We start from the raw sequence: 24,130 nt of genomic DNA, 5'->3' as shown, positions 1-24,130 counted from the left end.
CGGCGCTATCGCCGCAGCATGGCGTTCGATCAGACGGCCATTTTCTCGGAAAGCGAGACGCGGTCGAGGATGTTGGCGGTTTCGTCGCGCACCGAAAGCATGACGGCTTTCAGGCGACAGGTCGCTTCGTCGACGCAATTCTCGCACGGTCGATAGGCGAGCCGCGCCGCGCAGGGCACCAGCGCGAGCGATCCGCGGGTGAGGCGGACGATTTCGCCATAGGTGATCTCCTCCGGCGGGCGGGCGAGCCAATAGCCGCCTTCCTTGCCGCGGAGCGTTTCGACCAGGCCAGCGCGCTTCATCTCCGACAGGATGACCGTCAGGAATTTGGCGGGAATATTCTGAGCTTCGGCGATCTCCGGCAACTGGACCGGGCCTTGCCCAAAACGATCCCCGAGATGGAGCAGGGCACGAATTGCGTAGCGGGTCCGTTGCGATAGCACGGGGGAGTCTTTGGCCCCGCCCGTCGCGGAGTGCAAGAGGCGCGTTAGACTGCGCAACCTTTCCTTGACGATGTGGCACAACCGCTCCTATGAGCGCGCCCACCGACGTGAGTGTCGTGTGTGGCGATCGTAGCTCAATTGGTTAGAGCGCCGGTTTGTGGTACCGGAGGTTGCGGGTTCAATCCCCGTCGATCGCCCCATTTTGGGGCTGGCTTTCACCGCCGAGAAACTTTATTACGCGATAACGTAATTATGTTTCCGCGAGGACGTGGCTATGACGGCACCCTGGGATTTCCCCGATTATGACGACCATGAGGGCGTCCATCTGTTTCGTGATCAGGCATCCGGCCTGACCGCAGTCATCGCGATCCATTCGACATCGCTTGGCCCCGCGGCCGGCGGCACGCGCTTCTGGCATTATCCGGTTCGCGCCGACGCCATCACCGATGCGCTGCGCTTGTCGCGCGGGATGAGCTACAAGAATGCCATGGCCGGCCTGCCGATGGGCGGCGGCAAGGGCGTTCTGCTGGCCGATCCTTCGCGCACCAAGACGCCCGCGTTGCTCGCTGCCTTCGGGCGCGCCGTCGACAGCCTTGGGGGCCGTTATGTCACCGCCGAGGATGTCGGCATGACCGACGCCGACATGGTCGAGATCTCCAAGCAGACCAAACATGTCGCGGGTCTACCCGTGGGCAGCGATGCCGCGGGTGGCGATCCCGGCCCGTCGACGGCGCTGGGCGTGTTCCTGGGCGTGAAGGCGGCGATCCGCCGCGCGATGAAGCGCGATGATGTGGCGGGCGTCCATGTCGCCATCCAAGGCGTCGGCAGCGTCGGTGGCGGGCTTGCCCGTCGTCTCGCGGCCGAAGGCGCGAAGCTGACACTGGCCGATGTCGATTCGGCGCGTGCCGAGAAGCTGGCGCAGGAACTGGGCGCGAAGACGGTTGCGGCCGGCGACATTGCCCGCGTTCAGGCCGATGTGTTCAGCCCGTGCGCATTGGGTGCGATCCTCACTGAGACGAGCATCCCGCTGCTTTCCGCGCCGATCGTCGCGGGCGCGGCCAACAACCAGCTCGCCACCAAGGCGGATGGTGAGCGGCTGCACGCATTGGGTGTGCTCTATGCGCCCGATTACGTCATCAACGGCGGCGGCATCATCAATGTCGGGCTGGAATATCTGGGGCAGGGCGATCGCGCCGAAGTGGAAAAGCGCATCGGCCATATCCCCGGCCGCCTGGAGCAGATTTGGGCTGAAAGCGCGGAAACCGGCGATCCCGCGGCCGAAGTGGCGGACCGCATCGCGCGGCGGTTGATCGGGCGGCATTGATCGGGTTGGGAGGGCCTGGCGCGGCCGCCGGTCCTTCCCGTCATGCTGAACTTGTTTCAGCATCCACGTTTCCACTAGCGGGGTCTGTGCCTGCGTCGCGGTGGACCCTGAAACAAGTTCAGGGTGACGAACGATTTAGTTGCGCGCCGGAACCTCAGCCGTCGGTCACAGGGTCACTCGGCTTGGGCGGCACCGGATCGGTGGGCGATGGGACCGGCGGGTCGACCGGGAATTCTCCCGGAGTAGTGGGAACTGGCGGTTGGCTGGCCATGATTGCGTCTCCTCTGTGCCAAGGGGAAACGCGCCGGGATCGATCTCGGCTCCGCCACAAACGAAACGCCCGGATTGCGTTAGCAACCCGGGCGCCCGTGACGAAACCGTCAACCCCCTTGAAGACTTGGGGTCCACGCACAACTCCGTCCCCTTAAACGTAGCTGCGGGACACCTCATGTCCTCCCCGAACCACGGCCATTGCCTGCAATTCGTGAGGGGATTGGTAGGCGCAAAGCAGACGACTGTCACCGCATGACGTTAACGTCATTCGCGAAAGCCGGCCCCCTGTGGTGAATCCGCAACAGAGCATCCTTGTTGCCGGATCGAGGCGCGGCCTCTAGAGCCTGTGCCTGTTCATTCGGACCAGGAATCTCATGCGCCTTTCCCGTCACTTCATCCCCGTCATGAAGGAATCGCCCGCCGACGCCCAGATCATCAGCCATAAGCTGATGCTCCGCGCCGGGCTGATCCGCCAGACCGCCGCCGGAATCTATGCCTGGCTGCCGCTGGGATATCGCGTGCTCCGCAAGATCGAGCAGATCGTGCGCGAGGAGCAGGACCGGGCCGGTGCCATCGAACTGCTGATGCCGACGATCCAGTCGGCCGATCTGTGGCGCCAGTCGGGCCGCTATGACGATTATGGCCTGGAGATGCTGCGCATCAAGGACCGGCACGAGCGCGAAATCCTGTTCGGCCCGACCGCCGAGGAAGTGATCACCGCGATCTTCCGCGATGCCGCCAAAAGCTACCGTGATCTGCCGCGCACGCTCTACAATATCCAGTGGAAGTTCCGTGACGAGGTCCGTCCGCGTTTCGGCGTGATGCGCGGGCGCGAATTCCTGATGAAGGATGCCTACAGCTTCGACATGGACGAGGCCGGCGCGCGGCACAGCTATAACCGCATGTTCGTGGCCTATCTCAACACCTATGCCCGGATGGGGCTGCGCGCGATCCCGATGCAGGCGGACACCGGCCCGATCGGCGGCGATCTCTCCCACGAATTCATCGTGCTCGCGCCGACCGGCGAGAGCGAGGTCTTCTACCATAGCAACTGGGAGAAGCCCGCCGAGCTCTCATCGGTCGATTTCGACGACGTCGAAGCGCTGCAGACCATCGTTTCCGGCTACACCGCCGATTATGCCGCAACCGACGAGAAGCGCGACGAGGCCGCCGAGGCAGCGATCGGCGGCGATCTCCGCCAGTCCCGCGGCGTCGAGGTGGGCCACATCTTCTATTTCGGCACCAAATATTCAGCGCCAATGGGGCTGAAGGTGCAGGGACCGGACGGCGGCGAAGTCGTGCCGCACATGGGCAGCTATGGCATCGGCGTGTCGCGTCTGATGGCTGCGATCATCGAGGCGAGCCACGATGACAATGGCATCATCTGGCCGGAGGCGGTGGCGCCCTACAAGGTGGGCATCATCAATATGCGCGCCGACGACGCCAAATGCGCGGCGGCGGCGGATGATCTCTATGCCAAGCTGAATGCGGCCGGCGTCGAGACGCTCTATGACGACCGCGACGAACGCGGTGGCGCCAAGTTCGCGACGATGGACCTGATCGGCCTGCCCTGGCAGGTGGTCATCGGCCCCAAGGGGCTGGAGCGCGGCGTCGTCGAGCTCAAGAACCGCCGTTCGGGCGAGAAGGTGGAGCTTTCGATAGAGGACGCGCTGGCGAGGCTGGCGGGGTGATCCTCTCCCGCTTCGAGCGCACGATCGCCAAGCGCTATCTGCTGCCCGGCAAGGGGGAGGGGTTCATCTTCCTCGTGGCCGGGATCAGCCTTTCCGCCGTCACGCTGGGCGTGTGGGCGCTGATCACCGTGATGAGCGTGATGAACGGCTTCCGCGCGGAGCTGTTTGACAAGATCGTCGGCCTCAACGGTCATGCCGTCGTGCAGGGCTATGGCGGGCGGCTGCCTGACTGGCAGGCGATCGTCGCCCAGGCGCAGGCGACGCCGGGCGTGACGAGCGCGACGCCGCTGATCGAACAGCCGCTGATGGCGAGCTATGACGGGCGCGTCGAAGGCGTGCTGGTGCGGGGCATGCGGGTGCAGGACATCCGCGCGAACCCGACGATCAAGGGCAATGTCGTCGCCGGCCGGATGGACGCGCTGGTGCCCGGAGCGAACAGCGTCGCGATCGGCGCGCGGTTGGCCGAGGCGCTGGGTGCGCAGGTCGGCGGCCAGATCAGCCTGATCAGCCCGCAGGGGCAGACGACGCCGTTCGGCACGGTGCCGCGGATCGTGAGCTATACGGTGGCCGCGATCTTCGAAGTCGGCGTCTATGACTATGACAAGGCTTTCGTGCTGATGCCGATAGAGGAAGCCCAGACATTATTGATGCTGGGCGACGCGGTCGGCATGGTCGAGGTGGAGACGGTCGACCCCGATCGCGTGGGCGAGATCATGGCGCCGCTGGCCCAGAAGGTGGGGCAGCAGGCGGTCGTCACCGACTGGCGGCAGATGAACGCGTCGCTGTTCGAGGCACTGGCCGTCGAACGTGTGGCGATGTTCGTCATCCTGACCTTCATCATCCTGGTCGCCGCGTTCAACATATTGTCGTCGCTGATCATGCTGGTGCGTGCCAAGACCCGCGACATCGCGATCATGCGGACGATGGGCGCGACCAGCCGGTCGATCCTGAAGATCTTCATCTCGATCGGGCTTTCGATCAGCATCGCCGGCGTGCTGGTGGGGGTGCTGTTTGCTGTGATCACCGCGATCTTCCGCCAGCAGGTCGTCAATTTCGTGCAGATGGTGACGGGGCAGAATCTGTGGGATCCGTCGATCCGCTTCCTGACCGAACTTCCTTACAAGGCCAATCCGTTCGAGATCACTGCGATCATCCTGCTGACGCTGGGCTTGAGCTTCCTCGCCACGCTGATCCCGGCCTGGCGCGCGGCCAAGACCGATCCGGTGCAGGTGCTCCGTTATGAATAATGTTCTGGCGACCACCGGGCTCAAGCGGAGCTTTCACCAGGGCGACGTGGACATCCATGTGCTGCGCGGCATCGACTTGCATGTCGCGCCCGGCGAGATCGTCGCGCTGCTCGGGCCTTCGGGTTCGGGCAAGTCGACCTTGCTGCAGGCGGTGGGCCTGCTGGAAGGCGGGTTCGAGGGGTCGATCCGCATCCAGGGACAGGAAGCGTCGCGGCTGGACAATGACGGCCGCACCAGGCTCCGCCGCGAGGCGCTGGGCTTCGTCTACCAGTTCCACCATCTGCTCCCCGATTTCTCGGCGATCGAGAATGTCGAGCTGCCGCAACTGATCCACGGCGCGACCCGTGAGGAGGCAGTGGCGCGGGCGCGGACGCTGCTGGAAGCGCTGGGGTTGGCGCACCGCCTCGACCATCGGCCGAGCAAGCTTTCCGGCGGCGAGCAGCAGCGCGTCGCGGTCGCCCGTGCGCTCGCCAACCGGCCGGCGCTGGTGCTGGCGGACGAGCCCACCGGCAACCTCGACGAGGCGACGGCCGATGTGGTGCTGGCCGAATTCCTGCGGCTCGTCCGCGGCGAGGGATCGGCAGCTTTGGTCGCCACCCACAACGAGCGGCTGGCGGCCAAGATGGACCGCGTCGTCCGGCTGCACGAGGGCTTGCTGGAATAACGTTCAAGGCACCAGCGCGATGCGGCCCTCGATCTTGCCGGCACGCAGTTCGTCCAGCACCGCGTTGACGTCGTCGAGCGGGCGCGCGGTGACATGCGCCTTGACGAGGCCTCGGGCGGCGAAGTCGATCGCTTCGGCAAGATCGCGACGGGTGCCGACGATCGAACCGCGCACGGTGATGCGCTTGAGCACGACATCGAAGATCGGCGTGGGGAAATCGCCCGGTGGCAGGCCGACAAGGCTGACCGTGCCCTTGCGGCGCGCGCAGGCGATCGCCTGGCCGAAAGCGGGCGGCGACACGGCCGTCACCAGCACGCCATGCGCGCCGCCGCCGGTTTCGCGCGCGACGCGATCGACGAGATCGTTGGCGCGGGCATCGAGCGCGAGATCGGCGCCCATCTCACGTGCGAGGGCGAGCTTGTCGTCTGCCACATCGAGCGCGAGGACGTGGAGGCCCATCGCCTTGGCATATTGGATGGCGACATGGCCGAGACCGCCGATGCCGGAGATCGCGACCCATTCGCCGGGCTTGGCTTCGGTTTCCTTGAGGCCCTTATAGACGGTGACGCCGGCGCAGAGGATTGGCGCCATTGCGACGAAATCGGTTCCCGCCGGCAGGTGGCCGACGAAGGGCGCGCTGGCGATGACATATTCGGCGAAGCCGCCATTCACGCTGTAGCCGGTATTATGCTGCTGCTCGCACAGCGTTTCCCACCCCGTCTCGCAATATTCGCAGGCGCGGCAGGCATCGTGGAGCCATGGCACGCCGACTGCATCGCCTTCCTTCACATCGGTGACGCCGGCGCCGACCGCGGCGACATGGCCGACGCCTTCATGGCCGGGAATCAGCGGCAGGGTCGGCTTGACCGGCCAGTCCCCGTCGATGGCGTGAAGATCGGTATGGCAGACGCCGCTAGCGACGATCTTGACCAGCACCTCACCCGGGCCGGGCGAGGGTATGTCCACTTCCTCGATCTGGAGCGGTTGCTTGAATGCGCGGGCGACGGCGGCCTTCATCTTCATGGGCATACTCCGTGCTGGGTGGATACATTAGCATTTATCCAGCCAATATAACAGCTTGGTCGGCGTGATTGACGGACGCCGCGGCATCATGCAGGCGGGCCGCATTCTCCACCCTGCCGATGGACCTTTGCAAGCCCGTGACCGACGCCGCCCGATATGATGCGATCATCCTTGGCGCCGGCGCCGCAGGGATGATGTGCGCCGCCGTCGCAGGGCAGCGCGGGCGGCGGGTTCTGCTGATCGATCGGGCGGATGAGCCGGGCAAGAAGATCCTGATTTCGGGCGGCGGGCGGTGCAACTTCACCAATCTCCACGCCGCGCCGGACCGCTATATCTCGGCCAACCCGCATTTCATGAAGTCCGCGCTCCGGCGTTACACGCAGGAGGATTTCATCGCATTGGTCGATCGCTATGGCATCGCCTGGCACGAGAAGACGCTGGGGCAATTGTTCTGCGATGGCTCTGCACGGCAGATCGTGGCGATGCTGGACGAGGAATGTCGTGCGGGCGGGGTGGAGATCGCCCTGGGACGGGATGTTTCCGCGGTCGAGCACGGCGATGGCCGATATCGCGTCACGGTCGGCGCGCGAACGGTGGAGGCGCCAGCGCTGGTGATCGCGACCGGCGGGCCTTCGATCCCCAAGATGGGCGCGACAGGCTATGCCTATGATCTCGCCCGTCGCTTCGGCCTTAAGGTGATCGAGCCGCGGCCGGCGCTGGTGCCGTTGACGCTGGGTGGCGATGAGGCGCTGTTCAAGTCGCTTTCGGGGGTGTCGGCCGAGGTGATCGCCAAATGCGGCAAGACGGCTTTTCGTGAGGCGGCGCTGTTCACGCACAAGGGCATGTCTGGCCCGGCGATCCTGCAGATTTCCTCCTATTGGCGCCACGGGCAGCAGATCGGCGTAGATTTCCTGCCGTCGCAGGATTCCGGCTGGCTGGTCGAGGCCAAGCGCGCGCGGCCGCGGGCGGCGTTCCGCACGGTGATCGGCGCGGCCTTGCCCGATCGGCTGGCGGACACGCTGGTCGAACGGCTGGGGTTGCATGGCGAGATGGGCAATTTGACCGACCGCGCGCTGGAGCAAGCCGAGCGCCGCCTGGCAGACTGGCGGTTCAGCCCCAACGGCACCGAAGGCTTTGCCAAGGCCGAGGTGACGATCGGCGGGATCGACACCGATGGGCTTTCGTCCAAGACGATGGAGGCCAAGCGCGTCCCCGGCCTTTATGCGATTGGCGAAGCGGTGGACGTAACCGGCTGGTTGGGCGGGTATAATTTCCAATGGGCATGGGCGAGCGGATCGGCGGCGGGACAGGCGATTTAGCGAAAAGCCTTGCCAAGCGCGCTTTTGCTGCCATCTGCACAAAATGCCTTTCAGTCGATTGCCCGCGCTTCTTGCCGAAGCGCTATCCGAACGCGGCTATGCCGCGCCCACACCCGTCCAGGCCGCCGTGCTGGAGGAAGGCGCGGGCGACCGCGACCTGATCGTTTCCGCGCAGACGGGATCGGGCAAGACCGTGGCTTTCGGCCTCGCCGTTGCCGGCCAGTTGCTCGACGAGGATGGCCGCATGCCGCGCGCCGGCACGCCGCTGGCGCTGGCGATCGCGCCGACGCGGGAACTGGCGTTGCAGGTGAGTCGCGAATTGATGTGGCTATATGGCAAGGCCGGCGCGCGCATCGTTTCCTGCGTGGGCGGCATGGACCCGTCGAAGGAACGGCGGAACCTGAGCCATGGCGCGCATATCGTCGTCGGCACGCCGGGCCGGCTGCGCGATCACCTCGAACGAGGGGCGCTCGACCTGTCGGCCTTGCGAGTCGCGGTGCTCGACGAGGCGGACGAGATGCTCGACATGGGCTTCCGCGAGGATTTGGAAGAGATTCTCGACGCTACGCCTGAAGGCCGGCGCACCTTGCTGTTCTCGGCGACGATGCCGAAGCCGATCGTCGCGCTCGCCAAGCGCTATCAGAAAGATGCGCTGCGCATCTCCACCGTGGGCGAGGATCGCGGTCATGGCGACATCACCTATCAAGCGGTGACGGTGGCGCCGTCGGATATCGAGGCGGCGGTCGTGAACCTGCTGCGCTTTCATGAACCGGACACCGCCATCCTGTTCTGCGCGACCCGAGACGCGGTGCGCCATCTTCATGCCAGCCTGATCGAGCGCGGCTTCGACGCAGTGGCGCTTTCAGGCGAGCATAGCCAGAGCGAGCGCAACCATGCGCTGCAAGCCCTTCGGGATCGCCGCGCGCGGGTGTGCGTCGCGACCGACGTGGCCGCACGCGGCATCGACCTGCCTTCATTGTCACTGGTGATCCATGTCGAGCTGCCGCGCGATGCGGAGGCGTTGCAGCACCGTTCGGGACGGACCGGGCGTGCCGGCAAGAAGGGGACGGCCGCGCTGATCGTTCCCTATCAGCGGCGCCGGCGCGTGGAATCCATGCTCCGTGGCGCAAAGATCCAGGCCGAATGGGTCTCGCCGCCGAGCGCCGAAGCAATTCGCGATGCCGATCGGGAACGACTGATCACGACCCTGGCGAACCCCGTTGAGATCGAGGACGAGGATCGCGCGCTGGCGACGCGGCTGATGGCCGAGCTGAGCGCGGAGGAGATCGCCGCCCGGCTGGTGCAGAGCCATCGCGCGAAGCTGCCGGCGCCCGAGGAACTGGTCGACCAGGGGCCGCAGCCGCGCGAGCGGCCGGAAGGGCCGCGCCAGGGCTTCGAGGACACCGTGTGGTTCCGCATGGATGTGGGCCGCCGGCACAATGCCGATCCGCGCTGGCTGCTGCCTTTGCTCTGCCGCCGCGGCCATATCACCAAGCAGGATATCGGCGCGATCCGCATCGCAGCGGACGAGACGATGTTCGAGATCCCGCGCCATGTCGCGCCGCGCTTCGTGGCGTCGGTCAAGCGCACGGCCGGTGGCGATCCCGATGGTGAGGGCGGCATCCGCTTTGCCGCGGTCGAGGGCAGCCCGCGCGAAGCTGCGCGGCAGAACCGGCGTGCGGGCCCGCCGCCCGTCCGCCATCAGCCCAAGCCCTTCCGTCAGGGGCCGAAGCGGCCGCCGCGCTGATCGCAGCCATGGCCGTCCGCATATTGGTCGATGCCGATGCGTGCCCGGTGAAGGAGGAGATCTACAAGGTCGCCTTCCGCCGGGAAGTGCCGGTGACGATCGTCAGTAACAGCCATTTGCGTGTGCCGCCCCATCCGCTGATCGAGCGCGTGGTGGTGGGATCGGGCTTCGACGAGGCGGACGACTGGATCGCCGAGCGGGCCGGGGCAGGAGCAGTCGTCATCACCGCCGACATCCTGCTCGCCGATCGCTGCCTGAAGGCAGGGGCGACGGTGATCGCGCCCAATGGCAAGCCCTTCACTACCAGTTCGATCGGCGCTGCGGTCGCCACCCGTGCGATCATGGCGGACCTACGCGCTGGCGCGGTGGGCGAAGGAATTGGCGGGCCGCCGCCATTTTCCAAGACGGATCGATCGCGTTTCCTGTCCGCGCTGGATGAGGCGTTGGTGAAGGCTTCCCGCTGAGAGATCGATATCTTCTAAAAATACAACGTCATCCCAGCCTCCGCTGGGGCGACGTTCGATGGAATTCCCATAACTCGGAGACTGGCTGCTTGACGGCGCTGTCAGGAGTGCCGATGGACTGGCCCCGACCGGCCGGGGGACCAAGTGCGGATCGCTATCGTCGATGAAAGTGGGCTGCGGGCGGCGATCCTTGAGGAAGGATTGCGCGAGGCCGGCTTCGACGACATTCGCATCGTTCCGCCCACCGGTGCCTTCGTCGCCCAACTCGAACGGCTGGCGCCCGACGTAGTGCTGATGGATCTCGGCACGCCGAGCCGCGACAGCCTGGAAGAGATGCTGGCGGTGAGCCGCGCGCTGGCGCGGCCGATCGCGATGTTCGTCGACCAGTCCGACGAGGCGATGATCGGCGCGGCGATCGACGCCGGCGTGTCCGCTTATGTGGTCGACGGGCTGAAGAAGGAGCGGGTGAAGCCGATCCTGGAACTGGCGATCCGCCGCTTCAACGCCTTTTCGACATTGCGTTCCGAACTGGACGAGGCGCGTGCGGCGTTGGCCGATCGCAAGAAGATCGATCGCGCCAAGGCAATCCTGATGGAGACGCGGAGGATGACCGAGGCCGAGGCCTATACGCTGCTCAGGACGACCGCGATGAACCAGGGGCGCAAGATCGCCGACGTCGCCGATGCGCTGATCACCGCAACCGAGATGCTGGGGGGCGGGCAATGACGCCGGTTTCCGCGGCCTTCCTGCCGTTGACCGACAGCGCCGCGCTGATAGTGGCGCAGGCGCTGGGCTTTGCCGAGGCTGAGGGCATCGACCTGCGGCTGATCCGCGATACCAGCTGGGCCAATGTCCGCGACCGGCTGGTCTATGGCCAGGTCCAGGCGGCGCATATGCTGGCGCCGTTGGCGGTGGCGGTGACCCTGGGGCTGAGCCAGCATCCGGCGGCGATCGCGGCGCCGTTCAAGCTGTGCGTGAACGGCAATGCCCTGACGCTCTCGAGCGAACTGGCGGCCGCGCTCGACCCCAAGCCGCGCAACCGCATCGACGATCCGATCGCGACGGCACATGATTTTGCCGCCGCCATCGGCCTGCATCGCCGCAAGCCGGTGATCGGCATCGTCCATCGCTTTTCCAGCCACGCGCTGATGCTGCGTTACTGGCTGGGCTTTGCCGGGATGGACCCGGATCGCGATATTTTGCTGCGGGTGCTGCCGCCGTCGCTGATGGTGGAGGCGCTGCGCGCGGGCGAGATCGACGGCTTTACTGCGGGCGAGCCGTGGAACAGCGTCGCCGTCGCTGAAGGGCTCGGCGAGATCGTCGCGACCGGTGCGGGCATCTGGCAGCGCGGCGTGGAGAAGGTGCTCGCCTTTCGAGAGGACTGGCTGGAGGCCAATCCGGATACCGTGGATCGCCTGCTGCGCGCGCTCGACCGGGCGGCCGCCTGGTGCGACGATGCCGTCAATCATTCCAGGCTCGCCGACCTGTTGAGCCTGCCCGAATATGTCGGCCAGCCGGCGGAGATCATCGCCTTGGCGTTGGGCGGCCATCTGCCGCTGGTGCGCGGCGGCGATCCCATCGAATCGCCCGATTTCCTGTTCTTCCACCGCGAAGCGGCGAACTTCCCGTGGCGCAGCCAGGCGTTGTGGATCTATTCGCAATTCGTGCGCTGGGGCATGTCGACATCCGACCCGGCGAACGAGGCGGCGGCCGCAAATGTGTTGCGGTCGGACGTCTATCGCCGCGCGCTGGCCGGCGGATCGACGCCGCTGCCGGGGGCGAGCATGAAGCTGGAAGGGGCACTGGGCGCGCCGTTGGCGGTGGGATCGGATCTCGGCACGCTGACGCTGGGGTCCGACCGATTCTTCGACGGGCGGGTGTTCGATCCGGCGGAAATTGCCGCATATCTTGAAAGCTTTAAGCCCGCTTTCTGACGATTTTATATTTTGCACTTGTGAACCGGCCGCGATTCGGGCGAGTTTCACGTTGCGCTGCACAATGAGTGTGCGGTGCACCATAGGTGGTCACCCGACGCTGGGCTGATCACCGCCAGGATAACAGCACAGCCGCTGTCCGACCACCGCAACGCGCGGGAGGTCGGAAGCGGCTTTTTTCGTGCTTGCGGGGGATTGAGTGGGCGGAACGGCAGGATCAGCGCAGGACCAGCGAGGCGATCAATGCGATCGCCAGCAGCAGCGCTGTCATCTGCCAGAAGCCCACGGGATTGCGCTCGATCAACGGGCGGGATTCCGGTCGCCGGACGGCGCGCGCGGCCCCGCTTTCGAGGGCGTGGACCAGTTCCAGTACGTCGCCGAAGCGCTGCGCGGGGTCGACCGCTACGGTACGCAGCACCGCCGCTTCCAGCCAGCCCGGCATGTCGGGGCGGTAGCGCGAGGGCGGTACCGGCTGGCCGAAGCGCGGGCGGCTGAACGCCTCCACCTCGCCATAGGGGTAACGGCCGGTGAACAGGCGATAGATCGTCACACCGAGCGCGAACTGGTCGCTGGCTTCGGAGCCGCGCTCGCCGTCGTAAAGCTCGGGCGCCATGTAGCTGGGGGTGCCGGGGATCTCGTCCTGCGCGAATTCCTCGACCTTGGGCAGGCGGGCGACGCCGAGATCGATCAGCTTGAGCCCGCCGGCTTCGGGCAGAATGACATTTTCAGGCTTGATGTCGCGATGGACGACGCCGCGGCGATGGAGCGCGGCGACGCCACGGGCGAGCTTCGCCGCGATCGCCGTGCCGCTGTCGATGCCGGGCAGGCTGCGGGTGAGGCGCTGCTCCAGCGTCTGGCCGGGCAGGTAGGGCATGGCGATGTAGAGGCGGCTCTGGCGTTCGGGAGCCAGCGCCACCGCGCCGCCGACATGCGGATCATCGATGCGCGCGCCGACCAGGCTTTCGCGGAGGAATGCGAGCCGGGCGCCATTTTCGGAGAGCAAGGCGGGCTTCGGGAATTTGAGGACGAGCTGCCCGCCGGCGATAAGGTCTTCGGCGAGGAACAGGCAGGTGTAGCGGCCGTCGGAAATCTGTCGATCGAGCCGGAAGCCATCGACGCTGTCGCCGACCTTGGGCGGTGTCTCCACCGGCAGGCTGGCGGCGTGCGCGGCGAGCGCATCCTGTTCGACCGCGGGCAGGGTGACGATGTCCATGACGAGCGCGGTCGCATTGTCCTGCGATCCGGCGGCAAAAGCCGCGGCGACAATCGCTTCGGCGTCGGCCTGGGCGGAGCCGCGCGCGGCGAGCAGCTTCGCGATCGCCTTGTCGGACAGCGCACCATGGACGCCGTCGCTGGTGAGCAGCAGACGATCATGGACGGCGAGTTCCTGCGTCGCGACGTCGAGGCGCACGGTCGGCTCGATGCCGACGGCGCGGTAGAGGATGTGGCGCTGATCGGGCTGGGAGAGGGTGTGGTCCTGCGTCAGCCGGTGGAGCTGGCCGTCGCGGAAATGCCAGGCGCGGCTGTCGCCGACATGGAGCGCGGTCGCGCGGCGGCCGCGGATGACGAGCGCGGTGAAGGTAGTGGCGCAACCGGCCAGCGCCTCATCGGTGCGGCCGATCTGGTTGAGCCACTGGTTGATACCGAACAGCACCCTGCCGGCGGCCGCGGCGATGCCTATCGTTTCGGAAGTGGAATAATATCCATCGAGGAAGCCGCGGACGACGGTTTCGGCGGCGACTCGCCCGCCCGCAGCACCTCCGACGCCGTCGGCGACGGCTGCGGCGATGCCATGGCGCGCGCGATCACCGTCGCTGCCCAGCCAGACGGCGCCGAAATCCTGATTATCCTCCCGTCGCCCCGTGATCGAGGCGAAGCCCGCGGCAATGTCGAGTCGGCCCTCCGGCTTCATGTCCGCCCCCTTTTTGCACGCGTCCTTTCCATCAACTATGATCGTCGGCGCAAGCCCGCGGTCCAACCGGGGAAGCATTGAGATGAAGACCAGCTTCTGGAAAGCGGGGCACACGCCCACGCTGATTTCCGCGTTCCTATATTTCGACCTGGCCTTCATGGTGTGGGTGCTGCTCGGCCCGCTCGCGCCGGAAATCGCCAAGGATCTGGCGCTGACGCCGGCGCAAAAGGGCCTGATGGTGGCGGTGCCGACCTTGGCCGGTGCAGTGCTGCGCGTCGTCAACGGCCTGCTGGTCGATCGCATCGGCCCGAAGCTTTCGGGCGCGATCAGCCAGGTGATCGTGATCGTCGGGCTGCTGGCGGCGTGGAGCTATGGCGTTCACAGCTTCGAGGCAACCCTGGCGCTGGGCGTGGTGCTCGGGTTCGCGGGTGCAAGCTTCGCGATCGCGCTGCCGCTCGCCAGCCGTTGGTATCCGCCCGAGCATCAGGGCAAGGCGATGGGGCTGGCCGGCATGGGCAATTCCGGCACGGTCTTCGCCGCTTTGTTCGCGCCGACACTGGCCAAATTGTTCGGCTGGAACGCGGTGCTGGGCCTTGCCTGCATTCCGCTCGCGATCGTGTTCGTGGTCTATATGATCCTGGCCAAGGACGCCCCCGATGCACCGCCGGCTAAATCCTTTGCCGCCTATCTGGAGCCGCTGAAGACCGCGGATGCCTGGTGGTTCATGCTGTTCTATGCCGTCACCTTCGGGGGTTTCGTCGGCCTCTCTTCCTCGCTTTCGATCTACTTCACCGATCAGTTCGGGTTGACGACCGTGGTTGCTGGCTATTGCACAGCGGCCTGCGTGTTCGCGGGATCGCTGGTCCGGCCACTGGGTGGCGCGCTTGCCGACCGGATTGGCGGCATCCGCACGCTTTCGGTGGTTTATATCGTCGCGGCGACCGCGCTGGTGGGCGTCAGCTCCGGCCCGACCAGCGTGGCAGCCGCGCTCGGACTGTTCGTCGTCGCGATGCTGGCGCTCGGCACCGGCAATGGCGCGGTGTTCCAGCTCGTCCCCCAGCGTTTCCGTAGCGAGATCGGCGTGATGACCGGGCTGGTCGGCATGGCCGGCGGCGTCGGCGGCTTCTACCTCGCATCCAGCCTCGGTTTCGCCAAGCAGGTGACGGGCACCTATCAGTCGGGCTTCCTGATCTTCGCCGGGCTGGCGCTGGTGGCGCTGATCGGCCTGTCCTCCGTCAAGCGCAAATGGCGGACGACCTGGGGGGCGGCGATCCAGGGCGTGCGCATCTGAGACGGGCACTCCCCTCCCTGCCGATGCAGGGAGGGGCAGGGGGTGGGTGGTCGCAATCGCGAGACCAGCGCCTGACGCGCGCACCCACCCCTCAATCCCCTCCCTGATGACAGGGAGGGGAGGCAATTAGGGGAAATCATGAAATATCTGATGCTTGGCGTGGCCATGACGGCCGCGAGCGGCCCCGCTTTGGCCGAAGAGATCAAGCTGCAACCGATCGTCGACGCGCGGTTGCGCTATGAGGGTGTCGAACAGGACGGACTGGGGCGCGATGCCGATGCGCTGACGGCGCGGGTGCGCGCTGGGGTTCAGGCATCGACGGGTGGCTGGTCGATGCTGGCCGAGGCGGAGGGCATGCTGGCGATCGACGAAAGCTATAATAGTGGCACCAACGGCCGCACCGCTTTTCCGATCGTCGCCGATCCCGAGACTGTCGAGATCAACCGCATCCAGATCCAGTATCGCGGCATCAAGGGGCTGGTGGCGACGGCCGGGCGGCAGCGGATCAACCTGGACGACCAGCGCTTCGTGGGCGGTGTCGCCTGGCGGCAGAATGAGCAGACCTTCGATGCCGCGCGGATCGAATGGGCGATCACGCCCAAGGTGAAGCTGGACGCGACCTATAGCTGGTCGGTCCGCACGATCTGGGGTGTGGACGGCGCGGGCGCGCGGCCGCAGGCGATTTCCGGCGACAATGTTTTTGCGACGCTCGCCTGGACCAGCCCGTTCGGCACGTTGACGGGCTTTGCCTATCTGATCGATCAGGATGAGGCGGCGATTTCGGGTTTCCGTATGTCGAGCCAGAGCTTCGGCGCGCGGTTGCAAGGCGCGCAGCCGTTGGGGAAGGCGGTGAAGCTGGCTTATGTGCTGAGCTATGCCCATCAGTCTGACTGGCATCGCAATCCCAACGATTATGGCGCGGATTATTGGCTCGCCGATGCGGGGATCGAGGCGCATGGCTGGCGGCTTGGCGGTGGGTATGAGGTGCTGGGCGCGGATAAGGGCGCGGCGCTGACCAGCTTCCAGACGCCGCTCGCCACGCTCCACAAATTCCAGGGCTGGGCGGACAAGTTCCTGACGACGCCGCCAAACGGTATCCGCGATCTTTATGGCAGCGTCGGCAAGACATGGACCAAGGTTGGCGCCGTCGATGCGATCAATGTGCAGGCGATCTACCATCGCTTCGACAGTGATCGGGCCGACCAGCATTATGGCAACGAGATCAATCTGCAGGCGACGGCGAAGCTGGGGCGGGTGATGCTGCTGGCGAAATATGCGGATTATGACGCGAAGGAATTCGCGACCGATACCAGGAAGATGTGGTTTTCGGTGGAGTGGGCTTACTAGGTCGCAAACTCATAAGCCAAGGCCAAGGAGGCGGTTGGCGTCAGCATCAACCAATCACGCTATCATTTCCTCAATCGGTAGGCTGTCAAAGCATGCGCGGAGGGGAGATGAGATTGAACGCTTTCACATCAAGCCGCCTCACCGCGAATTTCGCGACATTGATTGTCATGCTGGCATCCTTGCCGGGCTGCCAACGTGAAGCCCCGGACGTCGTTCCGCCCCAGGCAGCGCCGGATTATTCACGGAAATCTCTGCCTGCCGACGATCCGTTGGGGGAAGAGGACTATCTTATCGCGCTTGCGATCATCGACGAGCAAATGGGACGTGGGAGACATGCCATATGCTTGAAGGCATCCATGGAAACGGAGAGAACGACCAGTGCCGATATCGCGTTTTCTCGGCCACATCCAAAATTCACGACACCTGACATGCAGAAATATTATGATCAGATCTCGAAATATTCGCGGGATTGGCCAATAAAATTATACAGTCCCAAAAATATCGATTCTCGAAAGTTGGAGACCTACGGCCTGGTTCATGTCGAGCCCGGATGCCCTTCCGACAGAGTCACGACGATCGAGAGGCCCCAGATTTACCGTGACGTCGCAATATCAATGGTCGAGAATTACGGATGCGGCCAGGAATTCGATAGATATTTCCTGAAAAGGGAAAGAGCCGGCTGGAAGATACGGGCCGCCTATCATTACCCAGGCGCTGTATTTGTAACATGTCCTGATATTTCGGACCGAAAGTCTGCAAGTATCGGGGTAACGGCTTTGTGGCCGTATCGCGGGCGGTGAAAGAAGGCGTGCGGCCGCCGCATCCTGCGCGAGAATGCGACGGCCTATCAAGACGGACAATTACGCCTGCCAGCCGCCCCCCAACGCCCGGAACAGATTGACCTGCGCGGTCACGATCCGCGCATCGGCTTCGGCGAGATCCGCTTCGGTTTCGGCAAAGGTCCGCTCGGCATCGAGCACGACGAGGAAGTCGACACGCCCCTCGCGCTGCTGTGCCCGCGCGATCCGCGCCGCCACTTCGGCCTGATCGCGCGCCGACTTCAGCGCCGTGCGCCGGTCGAGGGCGTGGCCATAGGCCGACATGGCGGTCTCGGTTTCCTCCAGCGCGCGCAGCACGGTGCCGTCGAAGCTGGCGAGCGCACCCTGCGCATCGGCCTCCGCCCCCTGGATGCGGGCGCGGGTGGCTTCCTGGTTGGGGAAGTTCCAGCTGATCAGCCCGCCCAGCAACCAGCCGAGCGGCCCGCCGCCGAAGATGCTGGCGAAATTGTTGCTGCTCGACGTGATCGAACCGCCCAGCGTGATCCGCGGATAGAGGTCCGCCGTCGCGACGCCGATGCGTGCGGTCTGCGCCGCCAGCCGCCGCTCAGCCGCACGCACATCCGGGCGACGCGAGAGCAAGGCAGCGCCATCACCCACCGGGATCGGCTTGTCGAGCCGCAGCGTCGTCCCACGCGCGCCGGCCTCGGCCGGCAGCTCATTGGGTGCCCTACCGGTCAGCGTCGCCAGCCGAAAGCGGGCGGCATCCCGTTCGGCCGCGAGCGGCGGGATCAGCGCCCGTTGCTGATCGCGGAGCGCCAGTGAGCGGGCCAGGTCGAGCCGCGTGCTGCGGCCCGCGTCATAACGCTTGCCGGTCAGCGTCGCCGTCTGGTCGATCAACTGGACGATGCGTTCGGCGACGCCCAGCCGTTCGGTCGCTGAATTGAGATCGGCATAGGCCCGCGCGGTTTCGGCGGCCACCGCCACCCGCACCGCATCGCGCTCGGCCTCGGCTTCCGCCAGGTCGGCGCGCGATGCCTCGACATTGCGGCTGATCCGCCCGAACAGATCGACCTCATAAGCGACGCTGAGGCCGGTCTCGACATAGGTGTCCTCCCGGTCGACGCCGGGGGCGCGCTGGCCCGCGGGTAGCCGGCCGTAATTCACGCCGAAGCCGACATCGGTTTGGGGAAGCCGGTCGCTCTTGGTGCCGCGCAGCGAGGCACGAGCCTTTGCGATGTTCGCTACGGCAACCGCGACGTCCTTGTTGTTGGCCAAAGCCTCCTCGACCAGCCGGTCGAGCACGGGATCGTCATAGAGCCGCCACCAGCGGCCCTCGATCGCGGCGTCGCCGGTCACGGGGGCCAGTGTCTGGCTGACGAAGGCGCCTTGCGTCGGCGGCGCGGGGATCGGCGCCACATAGTCGGGGCCTACGCCGCCGCACCCGGCAAGCGCCAGAGCGGCGAGGCTGGAGAATGCAAGCTTGTGGAGACGGTTCATGACTGTCCTCCTCATTCAGCAGGTTGCAGGATCGCGGCCGGCGTGGCCGGGCGACGGCGGAACCGATCGCCCAGCTCGCGCATCGCGACGTAGAAGACGGGGGTGAAGATCAGGCCGAAGCCGGTAACGCCCAGCATTCCGAAGAACACCGCCGTGCCCAGCGCCTGCCGCAGCTCCGCACCCGGCCCAGAAGCGATCACCAGCGGCAGCACGCCCAGGATGAAGGCGAAGCTGGTCATCAGGATCGGGCGGAGGCGGGTTTCGGCCGCCTGCACCGCCGCGTCGATCACGGTCCGGCCCGCTTCCTCCGCCTGCTTGGCGAATTCGACGATCAGGATCGCATTCTTGGCGGCCAGCGCGATCAGCACGACCAGGCCGATCTGCGTCAGGATGTTGTTGTCCAGCCCGCGCAGGTTCACGCCCGTTAGCGCCGCGAGCAATGTCATCGGCACGATCAGGATGATCGCCAGCGGCAGCACCAGGCTTTCGAACTGGGCGGCCAGCACCAGGAAGACGAACACCACTGCCAGCGCGAAGACGATGCCCGCAGTGTTGCCGGCGGCCCGCTGCTGATAGGCAAGGCCGGTCCATTCGGTGCCGAAGCCCGCCGGCAGCGCTTTGGCGACCGCCACCTCCATCCCGTCGAGCGCCTGGCCGGTGGAATAGCCCGGCGCATTCTCGCCCTCCACCTCGACCGCGGGGTAGAGGTTGTAGCGAGTGACGCGATACGGCCCGGTCTTGTCCTCGAAGTTGGCGACCGCGCCGATCGGCACCATCGCACCCGAGTTGGAGCGGGTCTTGAGGTTGGCGATGTCCGCCACGCTCGTCCGCGACGATCCCTCGGCCTGAGCGGTCACGCGATAGGTGCGGCCGAGCAGGTTGAAGTCGTTGACGAACGCAGAGCCGAGATAGACCTGCAGCGTCTCGAACACACGGGCCGGGGCCACGCCCAGCATATCGGCCTTGGCGCGGTCGATATCGGCATAGATGCGCGGGGATGACGGATCGAGCTTGGTGTGGACCATGGTCAGGCCCTCGGTCTTGTTGCCTTCGCCGATCACGCCGCCTGCGGCCTTGAACAGCTCGGTAAAGCCCTGTCCGCTCTTGTCCTGCACCATCATCGAAAAGCCGCCGGCGGTGCCGATGCCGCGGATCAACGGCGGGGGCACGATGAAGATCGTCGCGCTATCGAATTCGGCGGATGCCTTGCGCAGATCGGCGGCGATGCTCTGGGCCGTCAGCCCCATCTTCTGCCGCTCCGCGAACGGCTTCAGCACGATATAGGCGGCGGCTGAGTTCGGGGCCTGCGTCTGCGAAGGGCCGTCGAAGCCGGCGAACATCACTGCGCCTTCGGTGCCGGGCACCTTCAGAAGCCGCTGGACGACCTGCCGCATCGTCGCGTCGGTCCGCTCCAGCGATGCACCCGAAGGCAGGCGCATCGCGGCGAGGTAATAGCCCTGGTCCTGCCATGGCACGAAGCCGGCGGGCGTGGACCAGAACACCGCACCGGTCAGTGCGATCAGGCCGGCATAGACGGTCAGCACCTTGCGCGGCATCGTCAGCAGGCGACGGACCAGCGCGGCATAAGCGGCCGAAAGCTTGTCGAAGCTGCGGTTGAAGGCATCACCCGCGCGGCTCAGGATGCCCTGCCAGCCGTTGGTCGGCTTGTGGTGGCTGCTCTTGAGCAGGCGCGCGGCGAGCGCTGGCGACAGTGTCAGCGACAGGATCAGCGAGATCACCGTCGCGGTCGAGATCGTCACCGCGAACTGGCGGTAGAACTGACCGGAAATGCCGTCGATGAACAGGGTCGGCACGAACACCGCCAGCAGCACCAGCACGATCGCGACGAGAGCCATGGAAACCTCGTCCATGGACCGGCGCGCGGCCTCGAACGGGGTCTGACCCTGGGCGATGTTGCGTTCGACATTCTCGACCACGACGATCGCGTCGTCGACGACGATGCCGATCGCCAACACCAGGCCGAACAGCGAGAGATTGTTGAGCGAGTAGCCGAGCCCCGCCAGCACCGCGAAGGTGCCGATCAGCGAAACCGGGATGGCGAGCACCGGCACGATCGCCGCCCGCCAGCTCTGCAGGAAGATCAGGATGACGAGGACGACCAGGATCACCGCCTCGATCAGCGTCTCGTTCACCGCCTCGATCGACTTCTCGATGAACTCGGTCGGGTTGTAGACCGACTTATATTCGAGGCCCTTGGGGAAGGACGCGGAAAGCTCCTTCATCGTCGCGCGCACCTCTTCCGCGGCGGCAAGCGCGTTGGAACCGGGGCGCTGGAACACGCCGATATGAACGGCCTTCTGCCCGCTCAGATAGGCGTTGATGCCATAATCCTCGGCGCCCAGCTCGACGCGGGCGACGTCGGACAGCCGGGTCTGGCGGCCTTCGGCATCGGTCTTGATGACGATATTGGCGAACTGCTCCGGCCGGCTGAGCCGGCCCAGCGTCTCGACGCCGAGCTGGAAGGCAGCGCCCGTATTATAAGGCGGCTGGCCCACCGCGCCGGCGGCGACCTGCACATTCTGCGCCCGCAGCGCGGCGACGATCTCGCCCGCGGTCATGTTGCGCGCGGCGGCCTTGCCCGGATCGATCCAGATCCGCATGCCATAATCGCGCGCCCCGAAGATGCGGACGTCGCCGACGCCGTCGATACGGCTCAGCCGGTCGCGGATCTGCGTCAGCGCATAGTTGGACATATAAGCCTGATCGAGCGACCCGTCGGGCGAGATCAGGTTCAGCACCATCAGGAAGTCGGGCGATGTCTTGCGGGTGACGACGCCCTGACGGCGGACCTCTTCGGGCAGCCGCGGCTCGGCGAGCGCGACGCGGTTCTGCACCAGCACCTGCGCCTCATCGAGATCGGTGCCCAGCTTGAACGTGACGGTGATCGTCAGCCGTCCGTCGCCGGTCGACTGGCTCGACATATAGAGCATGTCGTCGACGCCGTTGATTTCCTGCTCCAGCGGGGCGGCGACCGTATCGGCGACCGTCTCGGCATTGGCGCCCGGATAGGCGGCCGAAACCGTCACGGTGGGCGGCACGACTTCTGGATATTGCGAGATCGGCAGCGCGAAATAGGCAATCGCGCCGACGATCGTGATGATCACCGCGATCACGCCTGCGAAGATCGGCCGATCGATGAATATGCGGGAGATGCGCATGGCAAAAGCTCCTCGAGAACCTGATTCAAATCCGTTTGTGTCGAGCGAAGTCGAGACACGGCCCCAAGCGATGCGCCTGGGACTGGGATGTCTCGACTACGTTCTCGGCTTCGCTCGAACTCCGCTCGACACGAACGGAAGAGGGAGCGTCATTCGCTAACGGGCGGCGAAGGTCGCCTGCGATGCGGGCGGGATGATCGGCCGGTCGACCGGCGCGGCCTTCACCGCCTCGATCTTGCCGTTGCGGGCCTGCACCTGCTTGCCCGGCTGGGCGAGCTGCATGCCGCTGATCACCACGCGATCCTTGGGCGCGATGCCGTCACGGACGATGCGCAGCCCGTCCACCACCGCACCAAGCTGCACCGGCTTGGCGGTCACGGTCCCGTCGGCGCCGACGACCATCACTACCTTGCGGGCCTGGTCGCTCACCACCGCGCTGTCGGGCACCAGCAGCGCCGGCTTGGGCGTGCCGCCCGAAAGCCGCATGTTGCCGAACATGCCCGGGGTCAGGAAATGATCCGGGTTGGGGATCACCGCCCGGCCGCGGATCGTGCCTGAATTGGGGTCGATGCCGTTGTCGGTGAAGTCGATCTTGCCGTTCCAGCGATAATCACCCTCGTCCTGCAGGCGCACCTGCACGGTCGTTTCCTTCTCGCCGGCCTGCGCCTGACGCTGCGCCTTCAGATACAGCGCCTCCGATCCATCGAAGGTGAAGTAGATCGGGTCGAGCGCATAAACGGTGGTCAGCAAGGTCGCCGAACCGGCATTTTCGCCGGCAACGAGATTGCCGACATCGGCGCGGCGATCCGAAACCCGGCCCGAAATCGGTGCCGTGACCCGCGTGAATTCGACGTCCAGCGCGCGGGTGCGCACCGTTGCCTGCGCCGCTGCCACCGCCGCATCGGCAGAACGGACAGCCGCGCGCAGATTGTCGATCTCTTCGGCAGAAACCGCTTCATCGGCGATCAGCCGCTCGGCGCGGGCCAGCTCGCTGCGGGCGAGTGCGGCGGCGGTGCGTGCGGATGCCGCACGCGCCTGCGCCTCGTTCAGCGCGGCAACGAAGGGGCGGGGGTCGATCGTGAAGAGGAGTTGCCCCTTCTGCACGAAGTCGCCGTCCTTGAAATGGATGCCGGTAAGCTGGCCGGAGACGCGCGGACGGATCTCCACCGCCTGGCTGGCGGCGAAGCGGCCGATATAATCGTCCCATTCGGTCACGCTGCGCTGGATCGGCGCGGCCACCGTCACGCTCGGCGGCGGCGGGGCATCTGCTGCAGCGGGGGAACCGCCGATCATCAGATGGCCGACACCCAACAGCGCCGCGACCGGCAGGCCGATAAGGGCGGCCAGCCGGATGCGCGAACGCCGTTGGGGCAGGGGGGGGATGGTCGCGGGCGCCGCATCGGCGGGCACGGGCACTATTTCCACCTGGTCCGATGCAAAGCTGTCGTTGCGGCTGTCATAAGTCATGCGAGGCTCCCCTTTGCGGCGCTCGGCCGCGCATCGTCGATCAGCGCCAGCAGCACGTCCGCCTGGAACGCGCTGAAGCCGGCCGAAACGAGGCGGGCGATTTCATGATGGTCGATCCGGCGGCGGCGCAGCCGGGCGATGAGGGCGAAGCGGCGCAGCGTCTCCAGCCGTTCGTTGGCGAGCGGGCGGGCCGCCTCGATGCCGAAGAGCTTGCGGCGCAGGCGCTGCCACAGGCTGTCAGGCGCGAGGCTCGCGGCATCGTCCTGTTTGGCGAGGGCGATGGCCGCCCATTCGGCGCGCTCGAACAGGCTGAGCGCCTTGCTGGCGACGATCGGTTGTGCGCCCGTGGCCGCAGCCTCGGTGAATTCCATGAAGGCCATTGTCTGTCTCCCTGCGACCGGGGGTGATCCTCCCGTGCCGCTGCCGATCCGCTTCCGGGTCGGCGCTATCCCATGAACAGCTAGATACTGCGCCGCAGCGGGCGGGTCAGTTCAGACAAAGGTATGTCGCGGAGCGCGTTGGTTTATGC

19 protein-coding genes and 1 tRNA gene are annotated in these 24,130 nt (G+C 66.0%); 13 read left to right on the top strand and 7 right to left on the bottom strand.

Going from position 1 to position 24,130, the window contains the following annotated elements:
* Positions 1–29 precede the first annotated feature (29 nt).
* Positions 30–443 carry an RrF2 family transcriptional regulator gene (locus tag ACFB49_RS07510; RefSeq protein ID WP_380877963.1) on the bottom strand — a complete coding sequence of 138 codons (414 nt, stop codon included), beginning with the start codon at positions 441–443 and terminating at the stop codon, positions 30–32.
* Between the two features lie 123 nt (positions 444–566).
* Between ACFB49_RS07510 and ACFB49_RS07505 the strand changes: the two genes are divergently transcribed.
* The 5 genes from ACFB49_RS07505 to ACFB49_RS07485 all read left to right on the top strand — a co-directional run bounded on the left by ACFB49_RS07505 (position 567) and on the right by ACFB49_RS07485 (position 5,642).
* Positions 567–643, top strand: a tRNA-His gene (locus ACFB49_RS07505).
* 74 nt (positions 644–717) lie between these two features.
* Positions 718–1,767 carry a Leu/Phe/Val dehydrogenase gene (locus ACFB49_RS07500; RefSeq protein WP_380877960.1) on the top strand — a complete coding sequence of 350 codons (1,050 nt, stop codon included), beginning with the start codon at positions 718–720 and terminating at the stop codon, positions 1,765–1,767.
* Between the two features lie 647 nt (positions 1,768–2,414).
* Entirely contained in the window at positions 2,415–3,731 is a 1,317-nt protein-coding gene (proS, locus tag ACFB49_RS07495; RefSeq protein ID WP_380877957.1) for a proline--tRNA ligase, read from the top strand.
* Entirely contained in the window at positions 3,728–4,978 is a 1,251-nt protein-coding gene (locus ACFB49_RS07490; RefSeq protein ID WP_380877954.1) for a lipoprotein-releasing ABC transporter permease subunit, read from the top strand. The genes proS and ACFB49_RS07490 overlap by 4 nt, the downstream gene beginning before the upstream one ends.
* On the top strand, positions 4,971–5,642 hold the full coding sequence (locus ACFB49_RS07485) for an ABC transporter ATP-binding protein (RefSeq protein ID WP_380877951.1): 672 nt from the start codon (positions 4,971–4,973) through the stop codon (positions 5,640–5,642). The genes ACFB49_RS07490 and ACFB49_RS07485 overlap by 8 nt, the downstream gene beginning before the upstream one ends.
* Before the next feature lie 3 nt (positions 5,643–5,645).
* On the opposite strand, the gene adhP is transcribed toward ACFB49_RS07485, so the two are convergent.
* Positions 5,646–6,671, bottom strand: coding sequence for an alcohol dehydrogenase AdhP (gene adhP, locus ACFB49_RS07480; protein WP_380877948.1), 1,026 nt, complete (start codon positions 6,669–6,671; stop codon positions 5,646–5,648).
* Positions 6,672–6,784: 113 nt separating this feature from the next.
* Between adhP and ACFB49_RS07475 the strand changes: the two genes are divergently transcribed.
* From ACFB49_RS07475 to ACFB49_RS07455, 5 genes are all read left to right on the top strand, one after another.
* Complete coding sequence (locus tag ACFB49_RS07475; protein ID WP_380877946.1) at positions 6,785–7,984, top strand: NAD(P)/FAD-dependent oxidoreductase; 1,200 nt, start codon at positions 6,785–6,787, stop codon at positions 7,982–7,984.
* A gap of 43 nt (positions 7,985–8,027) precedes the next feature.
* Positions 8,028–9,731, top strand: coding sequence for a DEAD/DEAH box helicase (locus tag ACFB49_RS07470; RefSeq protein WP_380877943.1), 1,704 nt, complete (start codon positions 8,028–8,030; stop codon positions 9,729–9,731).
* 8 nt (positions 9,732–9,739) lie between these two features.
* Positions 9,740–10,195 carry a YaiI/YqxD family protein gene (locus ACFB49_RS07465; protein ID WP_380877941.1) on the top strand — a complete coding sequence of 152 codons (456 nt, stop codon included), beginning with the start codon at positions 9,740–9,742 and terminating at the stop codon, positions 10,193–10,195.
* Between the two features lie 144 nt (positions 10,196–10,339).
* Positions 10,340–10,921: an ANTAR domain-containing response regulator gene (locus tag ACFB49_RS07460; RefSeq protein WP_380877938.1), complete on the top strand. Its 582-nt coding sequence runs from the start codon at positions 10,340–10,342 to the stop codon at positions 10,919–10,921.
* Positions 10,918–12,129, top strand: a complete 1,212-nt coding sequence (locus ACFB49_RS07455; protein ID WP_380877935.1) for a CmpA/NrtA family ABC transporter substrate-binding protein — start codon at positions 10,918–10,920, stop codon at positions 12,127–12,129. Before ACFB49_RS07460 ends, ACFB49_RS07455 begins: the two co-directional genes overlap by 4 nt.
* A 217-nt stretch (positions 12,130–12,346) precedes the next feature.
* Here the strand turns inward: ACFB49_RS07455 and ACFB49_RS07450 are convergent, their stop codons facing one another.
* The gene (locus ACFB49_RS07450; protein ID WP_380877933.1) at positions 12,347–14,041 is read right to left on the bottom strand and encodes a bifunctional protein-serine/threonine kinase/phosphatase; all 1,695 of its coding nucleotides are present in this window, start codon (positions 14,039–14,041) and stop codon (positions 12,347–12,349) included.
* An 82-nt stretch (positions 14,042–14,123) separates the two neighbouring features.
* On the opposite strand from ACFB49_RS07450, the gene ACFB49_RS07445 reads away from it, so the two are divergent.
* From ACFB49_RS07445 to ACFB49_RS07435, 3 genes are all read left to right on the top strand, one after another.
* On the top strand, positions 14,124–15,332 hold the full coding sequence (locus ACFB49_RS07445) for a nitrate/nitrite transporter (RefSeq protein WP_380877930.1): 1,209 nt from the start codon (positions 14,124–14,126) through the stop codon (positions 15,330–15,332).
* 138 nt (positions 15,333–15,470) lie between these two features.
* Positions 15,471–16,679, top strand: a complete 1,209-nt coding sequence (locus tag ACFB49_RS07440) for an alginate export family protein (RefSeq protein WP_380877927.1) — start codon at positions 15,471–15,473, stop codon at positions 16,677–16,679.
* A 113-nt stretch (positions 16,680–16,792) separates the two neighbouring features.
* Positions 16,793–17,479, top strand: coding sequence for a hypothetical protein (locus tag ACFB49_RS07435; protein WP_380877924.1), 687 nt, complete (start codon positions 16,793–16,795; stop codon positions 17,477–17,479).
* Between the two features lie 60 nt (positions 17,480–17,539).
* On the opposite strand, the gene ACFB49_RS07430 is transcribed toward ACFB49_RS07435, so the two are convergent.
* The 4 genes from ACFB49_RS07430 to ACFB49_RS07415 form a co-directional block, all read right to left on the bottom strand.
* Positions 17,540–18,955, bottom strand: coding sequence for an efflux transporter outer membrane subunit (locus ACFB49_RS07430; RefSeq protein WP_380877921.1), 1,416 nt, complete (start codon positions 18,953–18,955; stop codon positions 17,540–17,542).
* 11 nt (positions 18,956–18,966) lie between these two features.
* Entirely contained in the window at positions 18,967–22,134 is a 3,168-nt protein-coding gene (locus ACFB49_RS07425) for an efflux RND transporter permease subunit (RefSeq protein ID WP_380877919.1), read from the bottom strand.
* Between the two features lie 156 nt (positions 22,135–22,290).
* Positions 22,291–23,601: an efflux RND transporter periplasmic adaptor subunit gene (locus ACFB49_RS07420; protein ID WP_380877917.1), complete on the bottom strand. Its 1,311-nt coding sequence runs from the start codon at positions 23,599–23,601 to the stop codon at positions 22,291–22,293.
* Complete coding sequence (locus ACFB49_RS07415; protein WP_380877915.1) at positions 23,598–23,981, bottom strand: hypothetical protein; 384 nt, start codon at positions 23,979–23,981, stop codon at positions 23,598–23,600. The genes ACFB49_RS07420 and ACFB49_RS07415 overlap by 4 nt, the downstream gene beginning before the upstream one ends.
* Between the last annotated feature and the right edge of the window lie 149 nt (positions 23,982–24,130).

Source organism: Sphingomonas sp. DBB INV C78, assembly GCF_042693015.1.
Classification (GTDB): Bacteria; Pseudomonadota; Alphaproteobacteria; order Sphingomonadales; family Sphingomonadaceae; genus Sphingomonas_E.
Note: the sequence above shows the minus strand (reverse complement) of the source record. Positions and strands in the feature narration are given on the sequence as shown.

Bases quoted from the DNA above. Each gene is read 5' to 3' on its own strand.
- adhP (WP_380877948.1), bottom strand. From the start codon at position 6,671: ATGCCCATGAAGATGAAGGCCGCCGTCGCCCGCGCATTCAAGCAACCG.
- ACFB49_RS07450 (WP_380877933.1), bottom strand. From the start codon at position 14,041: ATGAAGCCGGAGGGCCGACTCGACATTGCCGCGGGCTTCGCCTCGATC.
- ACFB49_RS07485 (WP_380877951.1), top strand. From the start codon at position 4,971: ATGAATAATGTTCTGGCGACCACCGGGCTCAAGCGGAGCTTTCACCAG.
- ACFB49_RS07470 (WP_380877943.1), top strand. From the start codon at position 8,028: ATGCCTTTCAGTCGATTGCCCGCGCTTCTTGCCGAAGCGCTATCCGAA.
- ACFB49_RS07475 (WP_380877946.1), top strand. From the start codon at position 6,785: ATGGACCTTTGCAAGCCCGTGACCGACGCCGCCCGATATGATGCGATC.
- ACFB49_RS07500 (WP_380877960.1), top strand. From the start codon at position 718: ATGACGGCACCCTGGGATTTCCCCGATTATGACGACCATGAGGGCGTC.
- proS (WP_380877957.1), top strand. From the start codon at position 2,415: ATGCGCCTTTCCCGTCACTTCATCCCCGTCATGAAGGAATCGCCCGCC.
- ACFB49_RS07430 (WP_380877921.1), bottom strand. From the start codon at position 18,955: ATGAACCGTCTCCACAAGCTTGCATTCTCCAGCCTCGCCGCTCTGGCG.
- ACFB49_RS07440 (WP_380877927.1), top strand. From the start codon at position 15,471: ATGAAATATCTGATGCTTGGCGTGGCCATGACGGCCGCGAGCGGCCCC.
- ACFB49_RS07420 (WP_380877917.1), bottom strand. From the start codon at position 23,601: ATGACTTATGACAGCCGCAACGACAGCTTTGCATCGGACCAGGTGGAA.
- ACFB49_RS07415 (WP_380877915.1), bottom strand. From the start codon at position 23,981: ATGGCCTTCATGGAATTCACCGAGGCTGCGGCCACGGGCGCACAACCG.
- ACFB49_RS07455 (WP_380877935.1), top strand. From the start codon at position 10,918: ATGACGCCGGTTTCCGCGGCCTTCCTGCCGTTGACCGACAGCGCCGCG.
- ACFB49_RS07465 (WP_380877941.1), top strand. From the start codon at position 9,740: ATGGCCGTCCGCATATTGGTCGATGCCGATGCGTGCCCGGTGAAGGAG.
- ACFB49_RS07425 (WP_380877919.1), bottom strand. From the start codon at position 22,134: ATGCGCATCTCCCGCATATTCATCGATCGGCCGATCTTCGCAGGCGTG.
- ACFB49_RS07445 (WP_380877930.1), top strand. From the start codon at position 14,124: ATGAAGACCAGCTTCTGGAAAGCGGGGCACACGCCCACGCTGATTTCC.